The following is a 22,208-nucleotide window of genomic DNA, read 5'->3' on the forward strand; positions in this document are numbered from 1 at the left end:
CTTAATTGAGCATGCAAATTTTCGGCGAATGTCGTCTTCACAGTATAACCAGATTGCTTGGGGTTATATGGTCAAGTGAAGAAGCGCATACGGTGGATGCCTTGGCAGTCAGAGGCGATGAAAGACGTGGTAGCCTGCGAAAAGCTTCGGGGAGTCGGCAAACAGACTGTGATCCGGAGATGTCTGAATGGGGGAACCCAGCCATCATAAGATGGTTATCTTGCACTGAATACATAGGTGCAAGAGGCGAACCAGGGGAACTGAAACATCTAAGTACCCTGAGGAAAAGAAATCAACCGAGATTCCCTTAGTAGTGGCGAGCGAACGGGGACTAGCCCTTAAGCTTCTTTGATTTTAGCGGAACGCTCTGGAAAGTGCGGCCATAGTGGGTGATAGCCCTGTACGCGAAAGGATCTTAGAAGTGAAATCGAGTAGGACGGAGCACGAGAAACTTTGTCTGAATATGGGGGGACCATCCTCCAAGGCTAAATACTACTGACTGACCGATAGTGAACTAGTACCGTGAGGGAAAGGCGAAAAGAACCCCGGAGAGGGGAGTGAAATAGATCCTGAAACCGTATGCGTACAAGCAGTGGGAGCAGACTTCGTTCTGTGACTGCGTACCTTTTGTATAATGGGTCAGCGACTTATTTTCAGTGGCGAGCTTAACCGAATAGGGGAGGCGTAGCGAAAGCGAGTCTTAATAGGGCGTCTAGTCGCTGGGAATAGACCCGAAACCGGGCGATCTATCCATGGGCAGGTTGAAGGTTAGGTAACACTGACTGGAGGACCGAACCGACTACCGTTGAAAAGTTAGCGGATGACCTGTGGATCGGAGTGAAAGGCTAATCAAGCTCGGAGATAGCTGGTTCTCCTCGAAAGCTATTTAGGTAGCGCCTCATGTATCACTGTAGGGGGTAGAGCACTGTTTCGGCTAGGGGGTCATCCCGACTTACCAAACCGATGCAAACTCCGAATACCTACAAGTGCCGAGCATGGGAGACACACGGCGGGTGCTAACGTCCGTCGTGAAAAGGGAAACAACCCAGACCGTCAGCTAAGGTCCCAAAGTTATGGTTAAGTGGGAAACGATGTGGGAAGGCTTAGACAGCTAGGAGGTTGGCTTAGAAGCAGCCACCCTTTAAAGAAAGCGTAATAGCTCACTAGTCGAGTCGGCCTGCGCGGAAGATGTAACGGGGCTCAAACCATACACCGAAGCTACGGGTATCACGTAAGTGATGCGGTAGAGGAGCGTTCTGTAAGCCTGTGAAGGTGAGTTGAGAAGCTTGCTGGAGGTATCAGAAGTGCGAATGCTGACATGAGTAACGACAATGGGTGTGAAAAACACCCACGCCGAAAGACCAAGGTTTCCTGCGCAACGTTAATCGACGCAGGGTTAGTCGGTCCCTAAGGCGAGGCTGAAAAGCGTAGTCGATGGAAAACAGGTTAATATTCCTGTACTTCTGGTTATTGCGATGGAGGGACGGAGAAGGCTAGGCCAGCTTGGCGTTGGTTGTCCAAGTTTAAGGTGGTAGGCTGAAATCTTAGGTAAATCCGGGGTTTCAAGGCCGAGAGCTGATGACGAGTTACCCTTTGGGTGACGAAGTGGTTGATGCCATGCTTCCAAGAAAAGCTTCTAAGCTTCAGGTAACCAGGAACCGTACCCCAAACCGACACAGGTGGTTGGGTAGAGAATACCAAGGCGCTTGAGAGAACTCGGGTGAAGGAACTAGGCAAAATGGCACCGTAACTTCGGGAGAAGGTGCGCCGGTGAGGGTGAAGCACTTGCTGCGTAAGCCCACGCCGGTCGAAGATACCAGGCCGCTGCGACTGTTTATTAAAAACACAGCACTCTGCAAACACGAAAGTGGACGTATAGGGTGTGACGCCTGCCCGGTGCCGGAAGGTTAATTGATGGGGTTAGCTAACGCGAAGCTCTTGATCGAAGCCCCGGTAAACGGCGGCCGTAACTATAACGGTCCTAAGGTAGCGAAATTCCTTGTCGGGTAAGTTCCGACCTGCACGAATGGCGTAACGATGGCGGCGCTGTCTCCACCCGAGACTCAGTGAAATTGAAATCGCTGTGAAGATGCAGTGTATCCGCGGCTAGACGGAAAGACCCCGTGAACCTTTACTATAGCTTTGCACTGGACTTTGAATTTGCTTGTGTAGGATAGGTGGGAGGCTTTGAAGCGTGGACGCCAGTCTGCGTGGAGCCATCCTTGAAATACCACCCTGGCAACTTTGAGGTTCTAACTCAGGTCCGTTATCCGGATCGAGGACAGTGTATGGTGGGTAGTTTGACTGGGGCGGTCTCCTCCTAAAGAGTAACGGAGGAGTACGAAGGTGCGCTCAGACCGGTCGGAAATCGGTCGTAGAGTATAAAGGCAAAAGCGCGCTTGACTGCGAGACAGACACGTCGAGCAGGTACGAAAGTAGGTCTTAGTGATCCGGTGGTTCTGTATGGAAGGGCCATCGCTCAACGGATAAAAGGTACTCCGGGGATAACAGGCTGATACCGCCCAAGAGTTCATATCGACGGCGGTGTTTGGCACCTCGATGTCGGCTCATCACATCCTGGGGCTGAAGCCGGTCCCAAGGGTATGGCTGTTCGCCATTTAAAGTGGTACGCGAGCTGGGTTTAGAACGTCGTGAGACAGTTCGGTCCCTATCTGCCGTGGACGTTTGAGATTTGAGAGGGGCTGCTCCTAGTACGAGAGGACCGGAGTGGACGAACCTCTGGTGTTCCGGTTGTCACGCCAGTGGCATTGCCGGGTAGCTATGTTCGGAAAAGATAACCGCTGAAAGCATCTAAGCGGGAAACTTGCCTCAAGATGAGATCTCACTGGAGCCTTGAGCTCCCTGAAGGGCCGTCGAAGACTACGACGTTGATAGGCAGGGTGTGTAAGCGCTGTGAGGCGTTGAGCTAACCTGTACTAATTGCCCGTGAGGCTTGACCATATAACACCCAAGCAATTTGCGCTTAGAAAGCCAGATTGCGGTGTGGTGAAGACGAAACGAACCGAAAGTTTGCGGCTCACACCCGATCACATACCCGATTCGCTGGAGCGCTGAAAAGCGCGCTGGCTCAAGAATTTCTTGACGACCATAGAGCATTGGAACCACCTGATCCCATCCCGAACTCAGAAGTGAAACGATGCATCGCCGATGGTAGTGTGGGGTTTCCCCATGTGAGAGTAGGTCATCGTCAAGATTAAATTCCGAAACCCCAATTGCGAAAGCAGTTGGGGTTTTGTTTTGCCCGCAGGAAAACTCTGACAACAAGCTCGGAAAGCGGGCGGCTGTCACAGCCCCCCGACAGTGCTAAGGTTCTGTCCTAGCTTTTTGCATTTTCAAGGATGCCTTTCATGCCGGACGCAACGTCCCTCAGCCCAGCGTTCATGGTGGTTCACGGGAATCGCCTGGATGAATTGCGCAGCCTGGTGATCAGCCTGATGCGGCGTTATCCGTTGGCTCCTCTTGAAAATGAAATAGCCCTGGTACAGAGCAACGGCATTGCCCAATGGCTCAAGCTGGCCCTGGCTGAGGACCCGGAGGATGACGATACGGGTGGTTGCGGTATCGCCGCTGCCATTGATGTGCAACTGCCCGGCAGCTTCATGTGGCAGCTCTACCGAACCGTCCTGGGGCGTGACGAGATTCCGGCCAAATCCTTGCTCGACAAGTCACCGTTAACCTGGCGCCTGATGCGCTTGCTGCCGCAACTGATCGAGCAACCCCATTTCGAACCGTTGCGTCGTTTCCTTACCCACGACACCGATCTGCGTAAGCGCTATCAATTGTCCGAACGCCTTGCCGACCTGTTCGACCAATACCAGGTATACCGCGCCGACTGGCTGGAAGACTGGGCTGACGGTCGACACCAAACGCGAAACGTGCGAGGGGAAATCAAACCCCTTGCACCGGAAAATTGCTGGCAGGCCGAACTGTGGCGAGCCTTGTTGGTAGACGTGGGGGAGGCCGGTATGGCGCAGAGCCGGGCCGGCGTTCACCAGCGCTACATTGAACGCATCAACAGCCTGGAGACGGCGCCCCACGGTCTGCCGGCGCGGGTCATCGTCTTCGGCATTTCGTCGTTGCCCGCCCAGGCGCTCGAGGCGCTCGCCGGGCTTTCCCGGTTCAGTCAGGTCTTGCTGTGCGTCCACAACCCGTGCCGCCACCACTGGGCGGACATCGTGGCCGACAAGGACCTGCTGCGGCATCAATACAAGCGCCAGGCCCGCAAGAGCGGCATGCCCGTCGCCCTCGATCCGCAAACCCTGCATCAGCACGCCCACCCGCTCCTGGCTGCCTGGGGCAAGCAGGGGCGTGACTATATCAACCTGCTCGACAGCTACGATGATCCCAACAGCTATCGCTCGGTATTTCGCGACGGGCGTATCGACCTGTTCAGTGAAGCGAATCCCACGATGCTGCTTGGCCAGTTGCAGGATGACATCCTCGAACTGCGCCCCCTCAACGAAACCCGCGAACATTGGCCGGCTGTCGATACGGCGCAAGATGGTTCGATCCGCTTCCATGTTGCCCACAGTGCCCAGCGCGAAGTCGAGATTCTCCATGACCAGTTGCTGGCTCATTTCAGCGCGGATCCGACCCTGCGTCCCCGGGACATCATCGTCATGGTTCCTGACATCGACAGCTACGCGCCGCACATTCGCGCGGTGTTCGGCCAACTGGATCGAACCGACCCTCGCTTCATTCCCTTCACGTTGACGGATCAGGGGCAGCGCGGACGCGATCCGCTGCTGATCGCCGTGGAGCATTTGCTCAAGCTGCCTGACAGTCGTTTCCCCGTCAGCGAAATCCTCGATTTGCTCGACGTCCCGGCGTTGCGTGAACGGTTCGGTATCGATGAGGCCGACCTGCCGACGTTGCACCTTTGGATCGAAGGGGCTGGTATCCGCTGGGGCATGAACGCCGAGCATCGCGCCGGGTTGGGTTTACCGGCGGAGCTTGAGCAGAATAGCTGGCGATTCGGGCTGCGCCGGATGTTGCTGGGGTATGCTGTCGGTCGCTCGGATGCTTACGAAGGCATCGAGCCCTACGATGAGATTGGCGGCCTGGACGCAGCCTTGATCGGTCCGCTTGTGGCTTTACTGGACGCACTGGAGGTCGCTCATCAGGCACTCACCCAGCCGGCCTCTCCACAGGAATGGGGAGCGCGCCTGCACGACCTCCTACAGCTGTTTTTCCAGGCGAGCAACGAACACGACGACTACCTGCTGGCCCAACTCGAAGACCTGCGTGAAACCTGGCTGGAAACCTGTGAATCGGTTGGCCTGTTGGACGAAATGCCGCTGACGGTCGTACGTGAAGCCTGGCTGGCCGGGCTGGATCAAGGCCGACTGTCCCAACGCTTTCTGGCCGGCGCGGTCAATTTCTGTACCTTGATGCCGATGCGGGCGATTCCCTTCAAGCTGGTGTGCCTGTTGGGCATGAACGATGGTGACTACCCGCGCGCCCAGCCACCCCTGGATTTCGACCTCATGGGCAGCGACTATCGTCCCGGCGATCGCTCCCGACGTGAGGATGATCGTTACCTGCTGCTGGAGGCGCTGCTTTCGGCTCGGGAAAAACTGTACATCAGTTGGGTGGGCCGCAGCATCCGTGACAACAGCGAGCGCCCCGCCTCGGTATTGATCGGCCAGTTGCGTGATCATCTGGCCAGCGGGTGGCGGTTGGTCGACGACCGCGAAACGCTGCTCGACGCACTGACCCAGGAACATCCGCTGCAACCATTCAGTGCGCGTTATTTTCATCGCGGTGATGTGCTGTTCAGCTATGCCAGCGAATGGCGAATGCTTCACGATGCCCCGGACCACACCGGCAAGCCCCAGGTGTTGGATCCCTACATCCAGGACGAGCCCTTGGGCCTCGGCCAACTGCAGGATTTCCTGCGCAATCCGGTCCGCCATTTCTTCAGCCAGCGGCTGAAAGTATTCTTCGAGGCCATCGAAGCCCCCCTGGCCGACGACGAACCCTTCGTGCTCGACGCCCTGCAACGCTACAGCCTGAGCGACAGTTTGCTGGAGGCCGCGCTGATGCGCCTGGACCAACCGGATCTCGCCCTGAGCGCTCACGCCAGGCGGCTTCAGAACAGCGGCCTGTTGCCGATGGCCGGCTTCGGTGAGTGCATGCAACGCGAGTTGATCGAGCCCTTGCCGGACCTGCTCCAGCGTTACCAACAACTCCTGGCGCTATGGCCCACGCCGCTGACCAGCGCCGTGCAGGTCAGTGTGCAGTCGCAAGGTGTGAGCGTCGAAGGGTGGCTCAGCGGCCTGCATCAGCGAGGCGACGGCGCGGTCCTCGCGATCACGGCGATACCCAATGGCATTGGCGCCTCCAAGACGCGTAAATGGCATCGCCTGATACGTCCGTGGGTCAACCATCTTGTGGCCTGTGCCAATGGCCTGTCGCTGACGACAGCGTTGGTGGCCAGTGATGACAGCTTGTTGCTGGATCCTTTCGAGGCGCCTGTGGCGCAACGGCTGTTGGGCGACCTGTTGCAAGCCTGGCAGGCCGGTATGCGCCAGCCGCTGCCCATTGCAGTGAAGACGGCCTTTGCCTGGCTTGGCCAGAGCGAGGTGCCCAAGGCTGAAGCGGCTGCGCGAAAAGCCTATGAAGGCGACGGGCAGACCTCTGAAGGCGAGCGACGGGAAAGCCCAGCCCTGGCTCGCCAGTTCCCGGACTTCGATGCGCTGATGGCCGACGAAACCTTTCCCGATTGGTGCGACGCGCTTTACCGGCCATTGCTCCAGGCGCCATGGGTTTCATCGGCCGGCGAGCAGGTGCGTCCATGAGTCGGCAAACACCGCTGGCCCTGGCGTTTCCGCTACGTGGCAGCCAACTGATCGAAGCCAGCGCCGGTACCGGCAAGACCTTTACCATCTCGGCGCTGTACCTGCGCCTGGTGCTCGGGCACGGTGGCCCTGCCAGCGGGTTCGGCCGCGAGCTGCTTCCGCCGCAGATCCTGGTGGTGACCTTTACCGACGCGGCCACCAAGGAGTTGCGCGAACGGATCCGTACCCGTCTTGCCGAAGCGGCGCGTTTCTTTCGTGACGAAATTCCCGCCCCGGACGCGCTGATCGCCGATCTGCGTGATGAGTTCGACACCGCGCAATGGCCGGCCTGTGCGAACCGTTTGGACATTGCCGCGCAGTGGATGGATGAAGCGGCCGTCTCCACCATCCATAGCTGGTGCCAGCGGATGTTGCGAGAGCATGCGTTCGACAGTGGCAGTCTATTTACCCAGACCCTGGAAACCGATCACAGCGAATTGCTCGGCGAGGTGCTGCGCGATTATTGGCGGTTGTTCTGCTACTCGATGCAGGGCGATGCATTGAATTGGGTGCGTAGCCACTGGGGAAGCCCGGCTGCGCTGCTGCCACGTGTGCGAGGGTTGTTTTCCAGCGAACGGGATAACGGTGACGGGACCGAACCGGCCGAACTCATCGCCGCGTCCTTGCAGGAGCGCAGTGCCGCCTTGCTTGATCTCAAGGCGCCCTGGCGTCAATGGGCCGTGGAGTTGCTACAGATCTGCCAGCAGGGCGTCGCCAGCAAGAGCGTCGATGGGCGCAAGATGCAGACGCGTTATTTCGAACCGTGGTTTCAGAAGATCACGGCCTGGGTCGAGGACGAAAGCCTCGAGCTGTTGGACATTGGCAGTGGCTTCACCCGGCTGACGCCCGAGGGGATGGCTGAAGCCTGGAAGGGCGAAGTGCCCAGCCACCCCGGACTGGATGCTATGGCCGGCCTCAAAGCCAGCCTGGACGCATTGCCCACACCCGATGCTGCCGTGCTGCAACATGCCGCGCAATGGGTCGGTGCGCGCTTCGAGTCCGAGAAGCGTCGTCGGGCGGAGATGGGCTTCGACGACATGCTGCTGCGTCTCGATGCAGCGTTGCAGGCCGACGGCGGTGAGCGCCTGGCGAGTCTGATTCGCGAGCAGTTTCCGGTGGCGCTGATCGACGAATTCCAGGACACGGATCCGGTTCAGTACCGGATCTTCGAGAGTATCTATCGCATCGAAGAGAACAATCCTGAAACCGGGCTGTTCCTGATCGGCGATCCGAAACAGGCGATCTATGCCTTTCGCGGGGCCGACATCTACACCTACCTGCGTGCTCGCGAGGCCACCGCTGGCCGATTGCACACGTTGGGCACGAACTTCCGCTCGAGTCATGCCATGGTGGGCGCGGTCAACCACATTTTCCTGAATGCCGAAGCTCGGCGGGAGGGCCGCGGGGCTTTTCTGTTTCGTGAGCGCTCGGGCGAGAACCCGGTGCCATTCCTGGCCGTCGAGTCCCAGGGCCGCAAGGAATCCTTGCAGATCGCCGGGCACACTGTCGCCGCCCTGAACGTCTGGCAGTTGCCTTCGGATCAACCGGTTTCCGGTGCGGTGTACCGGCAGCACATGGCGGCTGCCTGCGCCAGCCAGATCACCGCGTTGCTCAACGGCGGCCAGGCGGGGCGCGACGGCTTCAGGGGCGATGACGAGACCCTCCGCGGATTGCGCCCGGCGGACATCGCCATCCTGGTGCGCGACGGCAAGGAAGCACAGGCCGTGCGAGATCAGTTGTCCGCCCGGGGTGTGCGCAGTGTCTATCTGTCGGACAAGGACTCGGTCTTCGCTTCGCAGGAAGCACGGGACCTGCTGACCTGGCTCAAGGCCTGCGCCGAGCCGGATGTGGAACGACCGTTGCGGGCAGCGCTGGCCAGCATCACGTTGAACCTGCCGTTGACCGAACTGGAGCGCCTCAACCAGGACGAGTTGGCCTGGGAAGCCCGGGTCATGCAATTCCGTGGCTATCGCACCGTCTGGCGTACCCAGGGCGTGCTGCCGATGTTGCGGCGCCTGCTGCATGATTTTGAGTTGCCCCAGGCACTGATGGCGCGCAGCGATGGGGAGCGGGTGCTGACGAACCTGTTGCATCTGAGCGAGCTGTTGCAGCAGGCGGCTGGCGAACTGGATGGCGAACAGGCCCTGATCCGGCATTTATCCGAACACCTGGCGTTGTCCGGGCAGGCCGGGGAAGAACAGATCCTGCGGCTGGAAAGCGATGAGCAACTGGTCAAGGTGGTCACGATCCACAAGTCCAAGGGCCTCGAATATCCGTTGGTCTTCCTGCCTTTCATCTGCTCGACGAAACCGGTGGATGGCAGTCGATTGCCGTTGCATTACCACGATGAAGCCGGCAGGGCGCAGATCAGTCTCCAGCCTACGACCGAGTTGATTGCCAAGGCCGATGACGAGCGGTTGGCCGAGGATCTGCGGCTTCTCTACGTGGCGCTCACGCGAGCGCAACATGCCTGCTGGCTGGGCGTCGCCGATCTCAAGCGGGGCAGCAATAGCCGCTCGATCCTGCACCTCTCTGCGCTGGGCTATCTGTTGGGCGGTGGCAGCCCGCTGGCCGAATCGGTCGGGTTGAGGCGCTGGCTGGAGGACCTGCAACAAGGCAGCGATGCAGTCAGTTGCCAGGAAATGCCCCAGGCCACCGACGAGCGCTATCACCCTCCCCGCAACGAGGCGGTGTTGCTCGAACCCCTGGTACCCGTGCGCAAAGCCAGCGAGCATTGGTGGATCGCCTCCTACAGCGCGTTGCGCATTGGCGAAGTGATGAGCGAAGGCAGCGATGCCGCGCCAGAAAATCCGCAGGCCCAGAAACTGTTCGACGATGAGCGTCTGGACCCGCAAGCCCCCAGAGAGGCCAACGCCGTGGGCGGCGATATCCACCGCTTTCCTCGGGGTCCCAACCCGGGCACTTTCCTTCACGGCCTGCTGGAGTGGGTGGCCGGAGAGGGCTTTTCTCCTGCGCCCACGGTTATCGAGGATGCGGTGGCCCGACGCTGCAATCGCCGAGGCTGGAAGGGCTGGATCGCCACGCTGAGCGATTGGCTGCAGCACGTGGTCAAGACGCCTTTGCCTGTCGGCGATGGCCAGGCGCCGGTGGTGCTCGAACACCTGGCCCAGTTCCAGGTGGAGATGGAGTTCTGGTTCGCCAGCCACAAGGTCGACGTGCAAAAGCTCGACCAGTTGGTCTGCCGATTCACCCATGGCGGCGTCGCCCGTGTCGCGGCGGAGCCTGTGTTGCTCAACGGCATGTTCAAGGGCTTCATCGATTTGACGTTCGAGCACGGTGGTCGGTATTACGTGGCCGACTACAAGTCCAACTGGCTGGGTGTCGATGACACGGCCTACACCGCACAGGCCATGGAGCAATCGATCCTGGATAACCGCTATGACCTGCAATACGTGCTGTACCTGTTGGCCCTGCACCGACAGCTCAAGGCGCGGTTGCCCGACTATGACTATGACCGGCACGTCGGTGGCGCGCTGTACCTGTTCCTACGCGGGACCCGCTCGGCCAGCCGTGGCGTGTATTTCACCAGGCCGCCACGGGCCTTGATCGAACAGCTCGACCGCCTGTTCCAGGGCGCGCCCGAACCCAAGGCCGAGCCCGCGTGGGTACAGGGAGAATTGCTATGAGCCGTTCCTTTGCCGACCTGCTACCCACGCCGGCCGACGACGAGCGCCTGGTCGACCTGGCCCCTTTGAGCCGGGCAGATGATCTGCTGTTGCTGCTGACGCGCTGGGTCGAGCGAGGCTGGTTGCGTGCCCTGGACAAGGCCTTCGTCGCATTCCTCCATGAATTGGCGCCGGATGACGATCCGCTGGTCCTGCTCGCCGCCGCCCTCACCAGTCACCAATTGGGCCACGGGCACGTTTGCCTGGACCTGTTTGAAACCCTCAAGGAACCGGACTTCGCACTGTCGCTGCCTCCCGAGGGCGATGCGCAGGCCGGGGCCATGCTGCTGCCCTCGCAGATACTGCGCACACTGGACGGGGCCCATTGGTGCAAGGTGCTGGCGGCCAGTCGACTGGTGGCGCTGGCGGTCGATGAGCATGAAGAAGCCCGGCAACGGCCGTTGGTGTTGTCCGGCAAACGGCTTTACCTGCGCCGCTACTGGGGCTACGAGCGCCGTATCGACGAGGCATTGCGGCAACGGCTCGCTGAGCAGGAAGCCGCGCCCGACGACCTGCGCGAGCGTCTGGACGGGCTGTTTGGGCCGGCCCATGCGGCGGGCCCGATCGATTGGCAGAAACTGGCCTGTGCCCTGGCGACCCGCGGTGCCTTCAGCATCGTGACGGGAGGGCCCGGCACGGGCAAGACCACCACGGTCGTGCGCTTGCTGGCCTTGTTGCAGGCACCGGCCGTCGAGGCGGGGAAGCCGCTGCGGATCCGCCTGGCCGCCCCGACCGGCAAGGCCGCGGCGCGCCTGACCGAGTCCATCAGCCAGCAGGTCCGCACCCTGGACGTGGCTGACGCGGTACGCGAACGCATTCCCTGTGATGTGACCACGGTCCACCGTTTGCTGGGCAGTCGTCCCGGCACCCGGCATTTCCGTCACCATGGCGGTAACCGGCTGCCGCTGGACCTGCTGGTGGTCGATGAAGCGTCCATGATCGACCTGGAGATGATGGCCAACTTGCTGGATGCGCTGCCGCCCCAGGCGCGATTGGTGTTGCTGGGGGACAAGGATCAGTTGGCCTCGGTTGAAGCAGGGGCCGTGCTGGGGGATTTGTGCCGGGACGCCGAGGACGGCTGGTATAGCCCCCGGACCCGCGCCTGGCTTGAGTCGGTCAGCGGCGAAAACCTTGCGGCCAGCGACTTGCAGCAGGACCTGGACGGTTCTCATCCCCTGGCGCAGCAAGTGGTCATGCTCAGGCATTCACGGCGTTTCGGCGAAGGCAGCGGGATCGGCCAGATGGCTCGCCAGGTCAATCAGCAGCAGCCTGAAAAAGCTCGTCAGTCATTGGTGGGCGGCCAGTATGCCGACCTGTTTTCCCTGGCGTTGACGGGGGAGCACGATGGCAAGCTCGAGCGTCTGGCGCTCGAAGGCCATGCCGGCGGGCCACAGGGCTACCGGCACTACCTGAACGTGTTGCGCGAGCGTCGCCCGGCCCCGGATCGCCCGCTGGCGGACAGCTGCTGGGCCGATTGGGCCCGGGACGTCCTGTCGGCGTTCGACGCCTTCCAGTTGCTCTGCGCCGTGCGCAAGGGCCCATGGGGCGTTGACGGCTTGAACCAGCGGGTCACCGCCGCGTTGCTCAAGGCTCGCCTGATCGAGAGCGATCACCAGTGGTATGAAGGACGCCCGGTGTTGATGACCCGCAATGACTATGGCTTGGGGTTGATGAACGGTGATATCGGAATCGCCCTCAAATTGCCCGAGGGTGCCGGGCCCGATGCCGGCAAGCAGGTCTTGCGGGTGGCCTTCCTGCGCAACGACGGCGAGGGGGGCGTGCGCTTCGTGTTGCCCAGTCGCCTGAACGATGTGGAAACCGTCTACGCCATGACCGTACACAAGTCACAGGGCTCGGAGTTCACCCACACCGCGCTGATCCTCCCGGATGCACTGAACCCGGTATTGACCAAGGAACTGGTGTACACCGCCATTACCCGGGCCAAGCAGTGGTTCAGCCTGATCGAACCGCGTGCGGGGGTATTCGAGGAAGCGGTGCGACGCAAGGTCAAGCGCTTGAGCGGTTTGATGCTGGAACTGGAGCGGGAGACGGACTGATCTGCTTTTAGTGTGCAAGGGATCTGACGTTGTTTTGACGCTTTTCTGTCGCAGGTCACTGTAGAACGGCTTCTCGCTGGCTTTTTGGCACTGTGCTATCGTTCCGACATTTACTGTATCGGATAGAGACTTGCCATGGTTTTGGCTGTTCGGGAGGCAATGCGCTACGGAAGCTGGAGGCATTACGTGCTGGCCAGTCTCCTGTGCCTGTTGCCGCCTGTCGTGATGGCCGAGGAACAAGTGTCGCCGAGCAAGGCCGAGCTGCGGGCCGAATCCGTGACGCAGGTGGTCCTGGGCATCCTCAGCTACGCCCGTTGGCCTGTGGAGCCTACGCAATTGGCGTTGTGCATCGTCGGGCCGACCCAGTACACCGACGACCTGATCAACGGCACTACCCAGGCCACCGGCCGGCCAGTGATCGTGCAGCGCTTGCTGGCCGACAGCCCTCGCATCGCCACCGATTGCAACGCCCTCTACATTGGTCGGCTGACCGACGATGAGCGCTCGCGGCTGTTCGCCTCGTTGATCGATAAACCCGTGCTGAGCATCAGCGAAGGCGGTGACCAGTGCACGGTTGGTAGCCTGTTCTGCCTGAGGGTCGGCGATGATCAGGTCTCGTTCGAGGTCAACCTCGACTCGGTGGCGCGCAGCGGCGTGCGCATCCATCCGAGTGTCCTGCAGTTGTCCCGCCGCCGGCCGGCAAGCCCATGAGCCCGGCCCCGACACGGATCCGCCCGACCCTGGGCTCGGTCATCGGTCGAGGTCATTTGATCGTCGCGCTGGTGGCCGTGGCCATGGCCAGCGTCTCCTTGACCCTGCTTGGGGTGCTTGCGCTGCGGGTCTACGCCGATCACAACCTGCACCTGATCGCCCGCTCGATCAACTACACCGTGGAGGCGGCGGTGGTGTTCGATGACTCGGCCGCGGCCACCGAGGCGCTGGCGCTGATTGCGACCACCGAAGAAGTGGCCGAAGCCCAGGTCTTCAATGAGCACGGTCGCCTGCTGGCGCGGTGGCAACGACCGGACACCGGATTGTTGTCTGAACTGGAAATGCACATCGCCAAGGCGTTTCTTGAAAAACCCATCAGCCTGCCGATCGTCCACCAGGGGCAGAACATTGGCAGGATCCAATTGGCGGGGCACGGTGGCAGCCTGTTGCGTTTTTTGCTCAGCGGTCTGGCGGGAATTATCGTCTGTACAGCGGTGAGTGCCGGGGTGGCACTGTACCTGGCGCGGCGCCAGTTGCGGGCGATCACCGGGCCCCTGCGCAGCCTCGCCGAAGTGGCGCACGCGGCGCGTAGCGAGCGGGCCATGGACCGACGAGTGCCGCCGGCCGCCATCGCCGAGCTGGACAACCTGGGCAACGACTTCAATGCGCTGCTCGACGAGCTTGAGTCCTGGCAGACCCATCTGCAAAGCGAGAACGAAACCCTGGCTCACCAGGCCAGCCACGACAGCCTGACCGGGTTGCCCAACCGGGCGTTCTTCGAAGGCCGGCTGATCCGCGCCTTGCGCAACGCCAGCAAACTCGACGAGCAGTTGGCGGTGCTGTACCTGGACAGCGACCGGTTCAAGGGCATCAATGACAATTTCGGCCACGCCGCCGGTGACGCGGTGCTGACGGCGGTGGCGACCCGCGTTCGGGCGCAGTTGCGTGAGGATGACCTGGTGGCGCGCCTGGGCGGCGACGAATTCGCCGTGTTGCTGGCTCCCCTGCACGATGCCGAGGACGCCGAGCGAATTGCCGAAAAGATCATCGCCTGCATGGAACTGCCGATTCAATTACCCGGAGATGCGTCGGTCCTGACTTCCCTCAGTGTCGGCATTGCCGTTTACCCCGATCATGGCGCCACCCCCGGCGCACTGCTTCATGCCGCCGATGCGGCGATGTACCAGGCCAAACGCCTCGCCCGAGGTGGGCAACACATGGCGGGGGCGGAGCACCCTGTCACTGACTTTCAAACCAGGAGCTGATTCGTGCGTGTACTTTTTCAACTTCCCTTGAGGCGGTTCGCCGCGTTCGTGTTGATCGCCGTCCTGGCCCTGACCGGCTGCCAGACCGCACCGCAGAAAGGCTTGAGCCCGGCCCAGGTTGCCGTCCTCAAGCAACAGGGGTTCGAACTGACTGACGAAGGCTGGGCCTTTGGCCTGTCGGGCAAGGTGCTGTTCGGCAGCGACGTGGAAAAGCTCAACCCGGCCAGCACCGAAATCGTCGAGCGCATCGGCAAGGCACTGTTGGGCGCCGGTATTGCGCGGGTACGGGTGGATGGCCATACCGATGCATCGGGCTCGCAAGCCTACAACGAACAACTGTCGAAGCGTCGGGCCAGCAGCGTCGGCACGGTGCTGGCAAGTGTCGGCATGCGCGAGGAAAACATCCAACTGCGCGGCCTCGGCAGCAGCAAGCCGGTCGCCTCCAACGACACGGCCAGCGGGCGCACCGAGAACCGTCGCGTCGCCATCGTGGTCATCGCCGATTAATCGGCGAACACCATCTCCCGACTCTCGCCCATCAACAACGCCTGATTGCGCTCCGTCACCTCGCGGATGTAATCCCACAGCAACGTGATCCGTTTGAGCTTGCGCAGGTCCTCGCGGCAGTACATCCAGAACTGCCGGGTGACGGTGATCTCGTCCGGCAACACCGGCAGCAGGCGCGGGTCCTGGGCGGCGAGGAAGCACGGCAGGATCGCCAGCGACCGGCCTTGTTGCGCGGCCACGAACTGGGCGATCACGCTGGTGCTGCGCAGGTGGGCGTTGGCGCCGGGGAGTACGTTCGCCAGGTAGAGCAGTTCGGAGCTGAAGGCCAGGTCATCCACGTAGCTGATGAACGAATGCCTGCTCAAGTCGGCCGGGCGCTGGATGGGCGGGTGGTTGTCGAGGTAGGGCTGGGTGGCATAGAGCTGGAGCCGGTAGTCGCAGAGTTTGCAGCACACATACGGGCCGTGTTCCGGGCGTTCGAGGGCGATGACGATGTCGGCTTCGCGCTTGGAGAGGCTGATGAAGTGCGGCAGCGGCAGGATGTCCACCGAGATGGCCGGGTAGGCGTCGACAAAATGGCTCAGTTGCGGGGTGATGAAGAAGCTGCCGAAACCTTCGGTGCAGCCCATGCGCACGTGGCCGGACAGCGCGACGCCAGAGCCGGACACCTGCTCGCACGCCATGTGCAGGGTGCTTTCGATCGATTCGGCGTAACCCAGCAGGCGCTGGCCTTCGGCGGTCAGGACAAAACCGTTGGTCCGGGATTTCTCGAACAGCAGCGTGCCTAAAGATGCCTCCAGCGAACTGATGCGTCGCGACACCGTGGTGTAGTCGACGGCCAGGCGCTTGGCTGCGGTGCTGGCCTTGCGGGTGCGGGCCACTTCGAGGAAAAACTTGAGGTCGTCCCAGTTCAGCGAGCCCAGGGAGGTGAGGTTTTTTTGCATGATGGACCGGTTTTTATGTGCGTTCTTATTAGAAGTTTGCACATCTATACTCCACAAACGGTCTTATCACCAAGGTGTCTGTACGCCCTGGTTCCTGCTGAAGCAGCGCTCTCTATAAGAACAATCCCGGAGGCCAGCATGAATGTTTCCCTTACCCCCAGCGATACCACCCTGCAAACCGTCAAACTGCTGATCGATGGCGAGTGGGTTGAATCCCAGTCCAGCGAATGGCACGACATCGTCAACCCGGCCACCCAGCAGGTGCTGGCGAAAGTCCCCTTTGCCACGGCGGCGGAAGTCGATGCCGCCATCGCCGCTGCTCAGCACGCGTTCCAGACCTGGAAGCTGACGCCCATCGGGGCGCGGATGCGCATCATGCTCAAGCTCCAGGCGTTGATCCGCGAACACTCCAAGCGTATCGCCGCCGTGCTCAGCGCCGAGCAGGGCAAGACCATCGCTGACGCCGAGGGTGACATTTTCCGTGGCCTGGAAGTGGTCGAACACGCCTGCTCCATCGGCACCCTGCAAATGGGCGAGTTCGCCGAGAACGTCGCCGGTGGCGTCGACACCTACACCCTGCGCCAACCGATCGGGGTGTGCGCGGGCATTACGCCGTTCAACTTCCCGGCGATGATCCCGCTGTGGATGTTTCCGATGGCCATCGCCTGCGGCAACACCTTCGTGCTCAAGCCCTCGGAACAGGATCCGCTGTCGACCATGCTGCTGGTGGAGCTGGCGATCGAGGCCGGTGTGCCGGCGGGCGTGCTCAATGTGGTGCACGGCGGCAAGGACGTGGTGGATGCGCTCTGCACCCACCGGGACATCAAGGCGGTGTCCTTCGTCGGCTCGACTGCGGTCGGCACCCATGTGTATGACCTGGCGGGCCGCCATGGCAAGCGCGTGCAATCGATGATGGGCGCCAAGAACCACGCGGTGGTGCTGCCGGATGCCAACCGCGAGCAAACCCTCAATGCCCTGGTCGGCGCCGGTTTCGGCGCGGCGGGCCAGCGCTGCATGGCCACCTCGGTGGTGGTGATGGTGGGCGCGGCCAGGCAGTGGTTGCCGGAGTTGAAGGCACTGGCGCAAAAACTCAAGGTCAACGCCGGCAGTGAGCCGGGCACGGACGTGGGGCCGGTGATTTCCAAGCGGGCCAAGGCACGGATCCTCGAGTTGATCGAGAGCGGCGTGCAGCAAGGGGCGAAGCTGGAACTCGACGGCCGTGACATTCGCGTGCCGGGGTTCGAGCAGGGCAATTTCGTCGGGCCGACCCTGTTTTCCGGGGTGACCACCGACATGCGCATCTACACCGAGGAAATCTTCGGGCCGGTGCTGGTGGTGCTGGAAGTCGACACCCTCGACCAGGCGATTGCCCTGGTCAACGCCAACCCGTTTGGCAACGGCACGGGCCTGTTCACCCAGAGCGGCGCGGCGGCCCGCAAGTTCCAGAGTGAGATCGACGTCGGCCAGGTGGGGATCAACATTCCGATCCCGGTGCCGGTGCCGTTCTTCAGCTTCACCGGTTCGCGGGGTTCGAAACTCGGCGACCTCGGCCCGTACGGCAAACAAGTGGTGCAGTTCTACACTCAGACCAAGACCGTTACCGCGCGCTGGTTCGATGATGACAGCGTCAATGACGGCGTGAACACCACCATCAACCTGCGTTAAGGAGCCGGACATGAACATCGCATTTATCGGCCTTGGCAACATGGGCGCCTCGATGGCGCGCAACCTGCTCAAGGCCGGCCATTCGTTGAACCTGTTCGACTTGAACCAGACGGTATTGGCCGAGCTGGCGGCGTTGGGCAGCACGATCAGCGCCTCGCCGCGCGATGCGGCCCAAGGGGCTGGACTGGTGATCACCATGTTGCCGGCCGCGGCCCATGTGCGCAGTGTCTGGCTGGGTGAAGACGGCGTACTGGCCGGGATCGCCGCCGGCACGCCCGCGGTGGATTGCAGCACCATCGATCCGCAGACCGCCCGCGAGGTCGCCGCCGCTGCCGCCAAGCAGGGCGTGGCGATGGCCGACGCACCGGTCTCGGGTGGCACCGGTGGCGCGGCGGCCGGCACGCTGACGTTCATGGTGGGCGCGAGCGCTGAACTGTTTGCGACCCTGCAACCGGTGCTGGCGCAGATGGGCCGCAACATCGTGCATTGCGGCGACGTCGGCACGGGGCAGATCGCCAAGATCTGCAACAACCTGCTGCTGGGGATTTCCATGGTCGGCGTCAGCGAGGCCATGGCCCTGGGCGACGCCTTGGGCATCGACACCCAGGTGCTGGCCGGCATCATCAACAGTTCGACGGGCCGTTGCTGGAGCTCGGACACTTACAACCCATGGCCGGGCGTGATCGAAACCGCGCCGGCGTCCCGGGGTTACACCGGTGGCTTTGGCGCCGACCTGATGCTCAAGGACCTGGGCCTGGCCACCGAGGCCGCGCGACAAGCCCATCAGCCGGTGGTGCTGGGGGCGGTGGCGCAGCAGTTGTACCAGGCGATGAGCCAGCGGGGCGAAGGCGGCAAGGATTTTTCAGCGATCGTTAACAGCTATCGCAAGCCGCAGTAACGCTGTCACGACAGTTAGAGGCGACTTTCGTGGCGAGGGAGCTTACTCCCGCTCGGTTGCGCAGCAACCGCTTAAAGCAAAGGGCCGCTGCGCTGCCCAGCGGGAGTAAGCTCCCTCGCCACGGGGAAAGGTGTGTAGGCCGTCAGTACTTTGCGAGGGACCACGTCGGGTGGTCCCTCGCTTTTTTGCTTCAGGCAAAGACGAAGTATTTGCGCACGGTCTCGACCACTTCCCAGGTGCCTTTCATGCCGGGCTCGACCACAAAGATGTCACCGGCACGCAGGTGGATCGGCGCCATGCCGTCGGGGGTGATGACGCAGTAGCCTTCCTGGAAATGGCAGTATTCCCACTTCACATAATCCACCCGCCATTTGCCGGGGGTGCAGATCCAGGTGCCCATGATCTTGCTGCCGTCCTCGCTGGTGTAGGCGTTGAGGTTGACGGTGTGCGGGTCGCCTTCGAGTTTTTCCCATTTGCAGGCGTCGAGTACGGGCAGCGGATGGGTGTCGCGCAGGACGGTGATGGGTGCGGTCATGTGAGCTCCGAAAAGGGGCGGAAGAGAACCGGCACCCTAACGCGCGGGATGAATGCAAAGATGCCTGTGTTCGACACCGGGTTGTCCAGAACCGCGCTTCAACCGGCCAGATGCCGCGCCAGGGCCCTGGCATAGGCGGGCAAACCGTCGAAGTCGCGGGCACACAGCAACAGCGCCCGGTGCGCCCAGGCCTCTTGCAGCGGGAGACACCGATACCCGGGTTCGGTTGGACGCCGGTCGATGGCCGCCTTCGGCACGATGGCAATGCCTGCCCCATGGGCCACCATACGAATCATCCCGTCGAAACCATCGGCGCGAATGCGCACTTGCATGCGCGAGCCGATGTGCAGGGCCTGCTCTTCCAGGTGGATCGCCAGGGCGCTGGATGCGTTCAGGCCGACATAATCGTGGCTGAGTGTCTCGCTGAAACGTACGGCGCGACCGTCAGCCAGGGGGTGTCCGGTCGGTAGGATCAATACCAGCGGATCGTCCCGAAAAGGCCAGGTCTGAAGGCCATCGGTGTCCACTGCGTCGGAAACGATCCCGAGGTCTGCCGCGCCTTGGCGCAGCGCATGGGTGATCCGTGAGCTGGGCAATTCCTGCAGGTCAATGTCGAGGTTGAGATGGGCCTGGAGAAAATCGGCCAACAGCTCGGGCAGGTATTCGGTCATGGCGCTGGTGTTGCACAGCAACCGCACCCGGCCTTTGACGCCCTTGGCGTATTCGGCCAGGTCCTGTTGCAGGCGTTCAGCCTGTTGCAGCAAGCCTCGGGCATGCTGGGCCAGGGCTTTGCCTGCGGGAGTCGGCGTCACGCCGCGCCGGCCGCGTTCGAGCAGGTCGATGCCCAGGGACGCCTCCATGGCCCGGACGCGAGCACTGGCCGCCGCCAGCGACAAATGGCTACGAGCCGCACCGGCGGTGATGTTGCCGGTGTCGAGGGTGTTCAGGTAGAGGCGCAGGTCGGTGAGGTCGAAGTGCATGGAAGGGGTCCTGTCTCGAATTCTGCGGTGTTGGGTATGCCGCCTTCGCGGGCAAGCCCGCTCTCACCGTTTGAAATACGATCCACGGTGGGAGCGGGCTTGCCCGCGAAGGCGCCAGTGGCACCCCACAAGGTTTTCAGCCTCTTGCGGGAAGAGAGGCTGCCTCAGTATATGGCAGATTTAAAACCTGTCCTCCAGGGCTCACCATGGCCCCATGAACACACTCATCGCTTTCTATCAGAACCTTGGTCCGGCCCTTTCTTTATTGGTCATGGTCACCTTCTTGCTGGCTGGCACCCTCAAGGGCGTCATCGGCCTCGGCTTGCCGACCCTTTCCATGGGCTTGCTCGGGCTGGCTATGGCGCCGACGCAGGCTGCGGCGCTGCTGGTCATTCCGGCGACCCTGACCAACGTCTGGCAACTGGCGTTTGGTGGGCACCTGCGAGCGTTGATCCGGCGATTGTGGCCGTTGCTCCTGGCGATAGGCCTGGGCACCGGGCTCGGTACGCTGTGGATCGGCATGACGGGCGGGGCGTGGGTCGTGCGTGCCTTGGGCGGAGCCTTGTTGCTGTATGCACTGGCCGGGCTGTTGCTGCCGACGCTGCGGGTGGGGGCTGGTGTCGAGCCGTGGCTCGGCCCGCTGTGCGGAATGATCACCGGCGTCATCACCAGCGCCACCGGGGTGTTCGTGATTCCGGCGGTGCCTTATCTGCAAGCCTTGGGCTTGGACAAGGATGAGCTGGTGCAGGCCCTGGGCCTGTCGTTCACGGTCTCGACCCTGGCCCTGGCCGCCGGCCTGTTCTGGCGCGACGCCCTGGGCGTGGGTGAGATGAGCGCTTCATTGCTGGCGTTGTTGCCGGCGCTGCTGGGCATGTGGCTGGGGCAATGGTTGCGCCAGCGGATCAACGCCGTGTTGTTCAAGCGTGTGTTCTTCGTGGGCCTCGGGGTGCTCGGCGGCCATCTGCTGATCAGCGGCTAGCCGAGGATGGGCTGAGCATGTCGATGCGACGGATCTCGAAGTCGCGCTCCAGGTAATCCATGCGCTGCGCGAAGAATTGCTGCATGTGCGGCAGGTTCGAGTGCACGTCCAGGTGTGCCTGGGAGGCCCACACCTCGTAGAAGATAAACAGTGTGGGATCCTGCTGGTCCCGCAGCATGTGGTATTCGATGCAGCCGGGTTCGGCGCGGCTCGGTTCGACATAGGCGCGAAACAGTGCTTCGAAGGCGTCGGCTTTTTCCGGGCGGGTCTTGGCGTGAAGGATGAAAGCGTGTTGCTCGCTCATCGCGTGGCTCCTGGAATGAATTTCGGTGCAGGAGTCTAAGGCAACAATCTGTGGTTGATTCGTGCGTTTGCGTCAAATCAGTTTTGCCGGTGCGGGGCTTATTCCGCGCGAGGTGCCTCGGTAGTCTGCCGCCATCATTTTCAACCTTCTCCTTCGGCAGCCTTCGAGGCGGTGCCGTGGAACCCGAATGAGGCGCTCCATGAAAAAAGTCCTGTTGCTCAACGGCGGCAAACAATTCGCCCACTCCGATGGTCGCTACAACGCCACCCTTCACGACACGGCGCTCAGCGTGCTGGACCGTGGCGGCCTGGATGTGAAGACCACGTTCATCGACGGCGGCTACGACATCCAGGAAGAGGTGGCCAAGTTCCTCTGGGCCGACGTGATCATCTACCAGATGCCCGGCTGGTGGATGGGCGCGCCGTGGACCGTGAAAAAATACATCGACGAAGTCTTCACCGAGGGCCATGGCAGCCTTTATGCCAGCGACGGTCGAACCCGCTCCGACGCCTCTCAGAAGTACGGCAGCGGTGGCCTGATACAAGGCAAACAATACCTGTTGTCCCTGACCTGGAACGCCCCGCAACAGGCCTTCGACGACCCCACCGACTTCTTCGAGGCCAAAGGTGTGGACGCGGTGTATTTCCCCTTCCACAAGGCCAATCAGTTCCTCGGCATGACCGCGCTGCCGACGTTCCTGTGCGTGGACGTGATGAAGCGCCCGAACATCGAGGCGGATGTGGCGCGGTATGAGCAGCATCTGGTTGAGGTGTTCGGTCTGAAGGCTTGACCTTCCTTTCCCTACGCATCCCGTTAC

The 22,208-nt window shown here is 61.7% G+C and carries 14 protein-coding genes and 2 rRNA genes; 12 read left to right on the forward strand and 4 right to left on the reverse strand.

All coding sequences use genetic code 11. The features are described from left to right. Positions 1–69 precede the first annotated feature (69 nt). From V3H56_RS03380 to V3H56_RS03415, 8 genes are all read left to right on the forward strand, one after another. Positions 70–2,961, forward strand: a 23S ribosomal RNA gene (locus tag V3H56_RS03380). A gap of 137 nt (positions 2,962–3,098) precedes the next feature. Next, positions 3,099–3,214 (forward strand): 5S ribosomal RNA (rrf, locus tag V3H56_RS03385). Positions 3,215–3,368: 154 nt separating this feature from the next. Next, on the forward strand, positions 3,369–6,821 hold the full coding sequence (gene recC / locus V3H56_RS03390) for an exodeoxyribonuclease V subunit gamma (protein ID WP_338474209.1): 3,453 nt from the start codon (positions 3,369–3,371) through the stop codon (positions 6,819–6,821). Next, positions 6,818–10,507: an exodeoxyribonuclease V subunit beta gene (gene recB, locus V3H56_RS03395; protein ID WP_338474210.1), complete on the forward strand. Its 3,690-nt coding sequence runs from the start codon at positions 6,818–6,820 to the stop codon at positions 10,505–10,507. Before recC ends, recB begins: the two co-directional genes overlap by 4 nt. Next, positions 10,504–12,603, forward strand: coding sequence for an exodeoxyribonuclease V subunit alpha (gene recD, locus V3H56_RS03400; protein ID WP_338474211.1), 2,100 nt, complete (start codon positions 10,504–10,506; stop codon positions 12,601–12,603). The genes recB and recD overlap by 4 nt, the downstream gene beginning before the upstream one ends. Before the next feature lie 135 nt (positions 12,604–12,738). Continuing rightward, positions 12,739–13,314, forward strand: coding sequence for a YfiR family protein (locus V3H56_RS03405; protein ID WP_042732471.1), 576 nt, complete (start codon positions 12,739–12,741; stop codon positions 13,312–13,314). Continuing rightward, on the forward strand, positions 13,311–14,579 hold the full coding sequence (locus V3H56_RS03410) for a diguanylate cyclase (RefSeq protein WP_047738444.1): 1,269 nt from the start codon (positions 13,311–13,313) through the stop codon (positions 14,577–14,579). Before V3H56_RS03405 ends, V3H56_RS03410 begins: the two co-directional genes overlap by 4 nt. A 3-nt stretch (positions 14,580–14,582) precedes the next feature. Then, entirely contained in the window at positions 14,583–15,086 is a 504-nt protein-coding gene (locus tag V3H56_RS03415; protein ID WP_053145719.1) for an OmpA family protein, read from the forward strand. Here V3H56_RS03415 and V3H56_RS03420 read toward each other — a convergent pair. After that, positions 15,083–16,030 (reverse strand): LysR family transcriptional regulator, encoded by a 948-nt coding sequence (locus V3H56_RS03420; RefSeq protein WP_047738440.1) that lies wholly within the window; start codon positions 16,028–16,030, stop codon positions 15,083–15,085. The two genes, V3H56_RS03415 and V3H56_RS03420, sit on opposite strands and share 4 nt — an antisense overlap. 138 nt (positions 16,031–16,168) lie before the next feature. Between V3H56_RS03420 and V3H56_RS03425 the strand changes: the two genes are divergently transcribed. Together V3H56_RS03425 and mmsB are read left to right on the forward strand one after the other, a co-directional pair. Next, positions 16,169–17,695, forward strand: a complete 1,527-nt coding sequence (locus tag V3H56_RS03425) for a CoA-acylating methylmalonate-semialdehyde dehydrogenase (RefSeq protein ID WP_123578290.1) — start codon at positions 16,169–16,171, stop codon at positions 17,693–17,695. 10 nt (positions 17,696–17,705) lie between these two features. After that, positions 17,706–18,593: a 3-hydroxyisobutyrate dehydrogenase gene (mmsB, locus tag V3H56_RS03430; protein ID WP_338474212.1), complete on the forward strand. Its 888-nt coding sequence runs from the start codon at positions 17,706–17,708 to the stop codon at positions 18,591–18,593. Positions 18,594–18,783: 190 nt separating this feature from the next. Here the strand turns inward: mmsB and V3H56_RS03435 are convergent, their stop codons facing one another. After that, entirely contained in the window at positions 18,784–19,128 is a 345-nt protein-coding gene (locus tag V3H56_RS03435) for a cupin domain-containing protein (RefSeq protein ID WP_003177747.1), read from the reverse strand. A gap of 98 nt (positions 19,129–19,226) precedes the next feature. Further along, a complete protein-coding gene (locus tag V3H56_RS03440) occupies positions 19,227–20,108 on the reverse strand; it encodes a LysR substrate-binding domain-containing protein (RefSeq protein ID WP_042732449.1) in 882 nt (293 codons plus the stop codon). A gap of 214 nt (positions 20,109–20,322) precedes the next feature. Between V3H56_RS03440 and V3H56_RS03445 the strand changes: the two genes are divergently transcribed. Further along, a complete protein-coding gene (locus V3H56_RS03445; RefSeq protein WP_042732450.1) occupies positions 20,323–21,087 on the forward strand; it encodes a sulfite exporter TauE/SafE family protein in 765 nt (254 codons plus the stop codon). On the opposite strand, the gene V3H56_RS03450 is transcribed toward V3H56_RS03445, so the two are convergent. Continuing rightward, positions 21,077–21,391, reverse strand: a complete 315-nt coding sequence (locus V3H56_RS03450; protein ID WP_042732451.1) for a putative quinol monooxygenase — start codon at positions 21,389–21,391, stop codon at positions 21,077–21,079. The two genes, V3H56_RS03445 and V3H56_RS03450, sit on opposite strands and share 11 nt — an antisense overlap. A 199-nt stretch (positions 21,392–21,590) precedes the next feature. Between V3H56_RS03450 and V3H56_RS03455 the strand changes: the two genes are divergently transcribed. Beyond that, positions 21,591–22,181: an NAD(P)H-dependent oxidoreductase gene (locus V3H56_RS03455; protein WP_042732452.1), complete on the forward strand. Its 591-nt coding sequence runs from the start codon at positions 21,591–21,593 to the stop codon at positions 22,179–22,181. Positions 22,182–22,208 lie beyond the last annotated feature (27 nt).

It is taken from the genome of Pseudomonas sp. MS646 (genome assembly GCF_036693845.1).
Lineage (GTDB): Bacteria > Pseudomonadota > Gammaproteobacteria > Pseudomonadales > Pseudomonadaceae > Aquipseudomonas > Aquipseudomonas chlororaphis_E.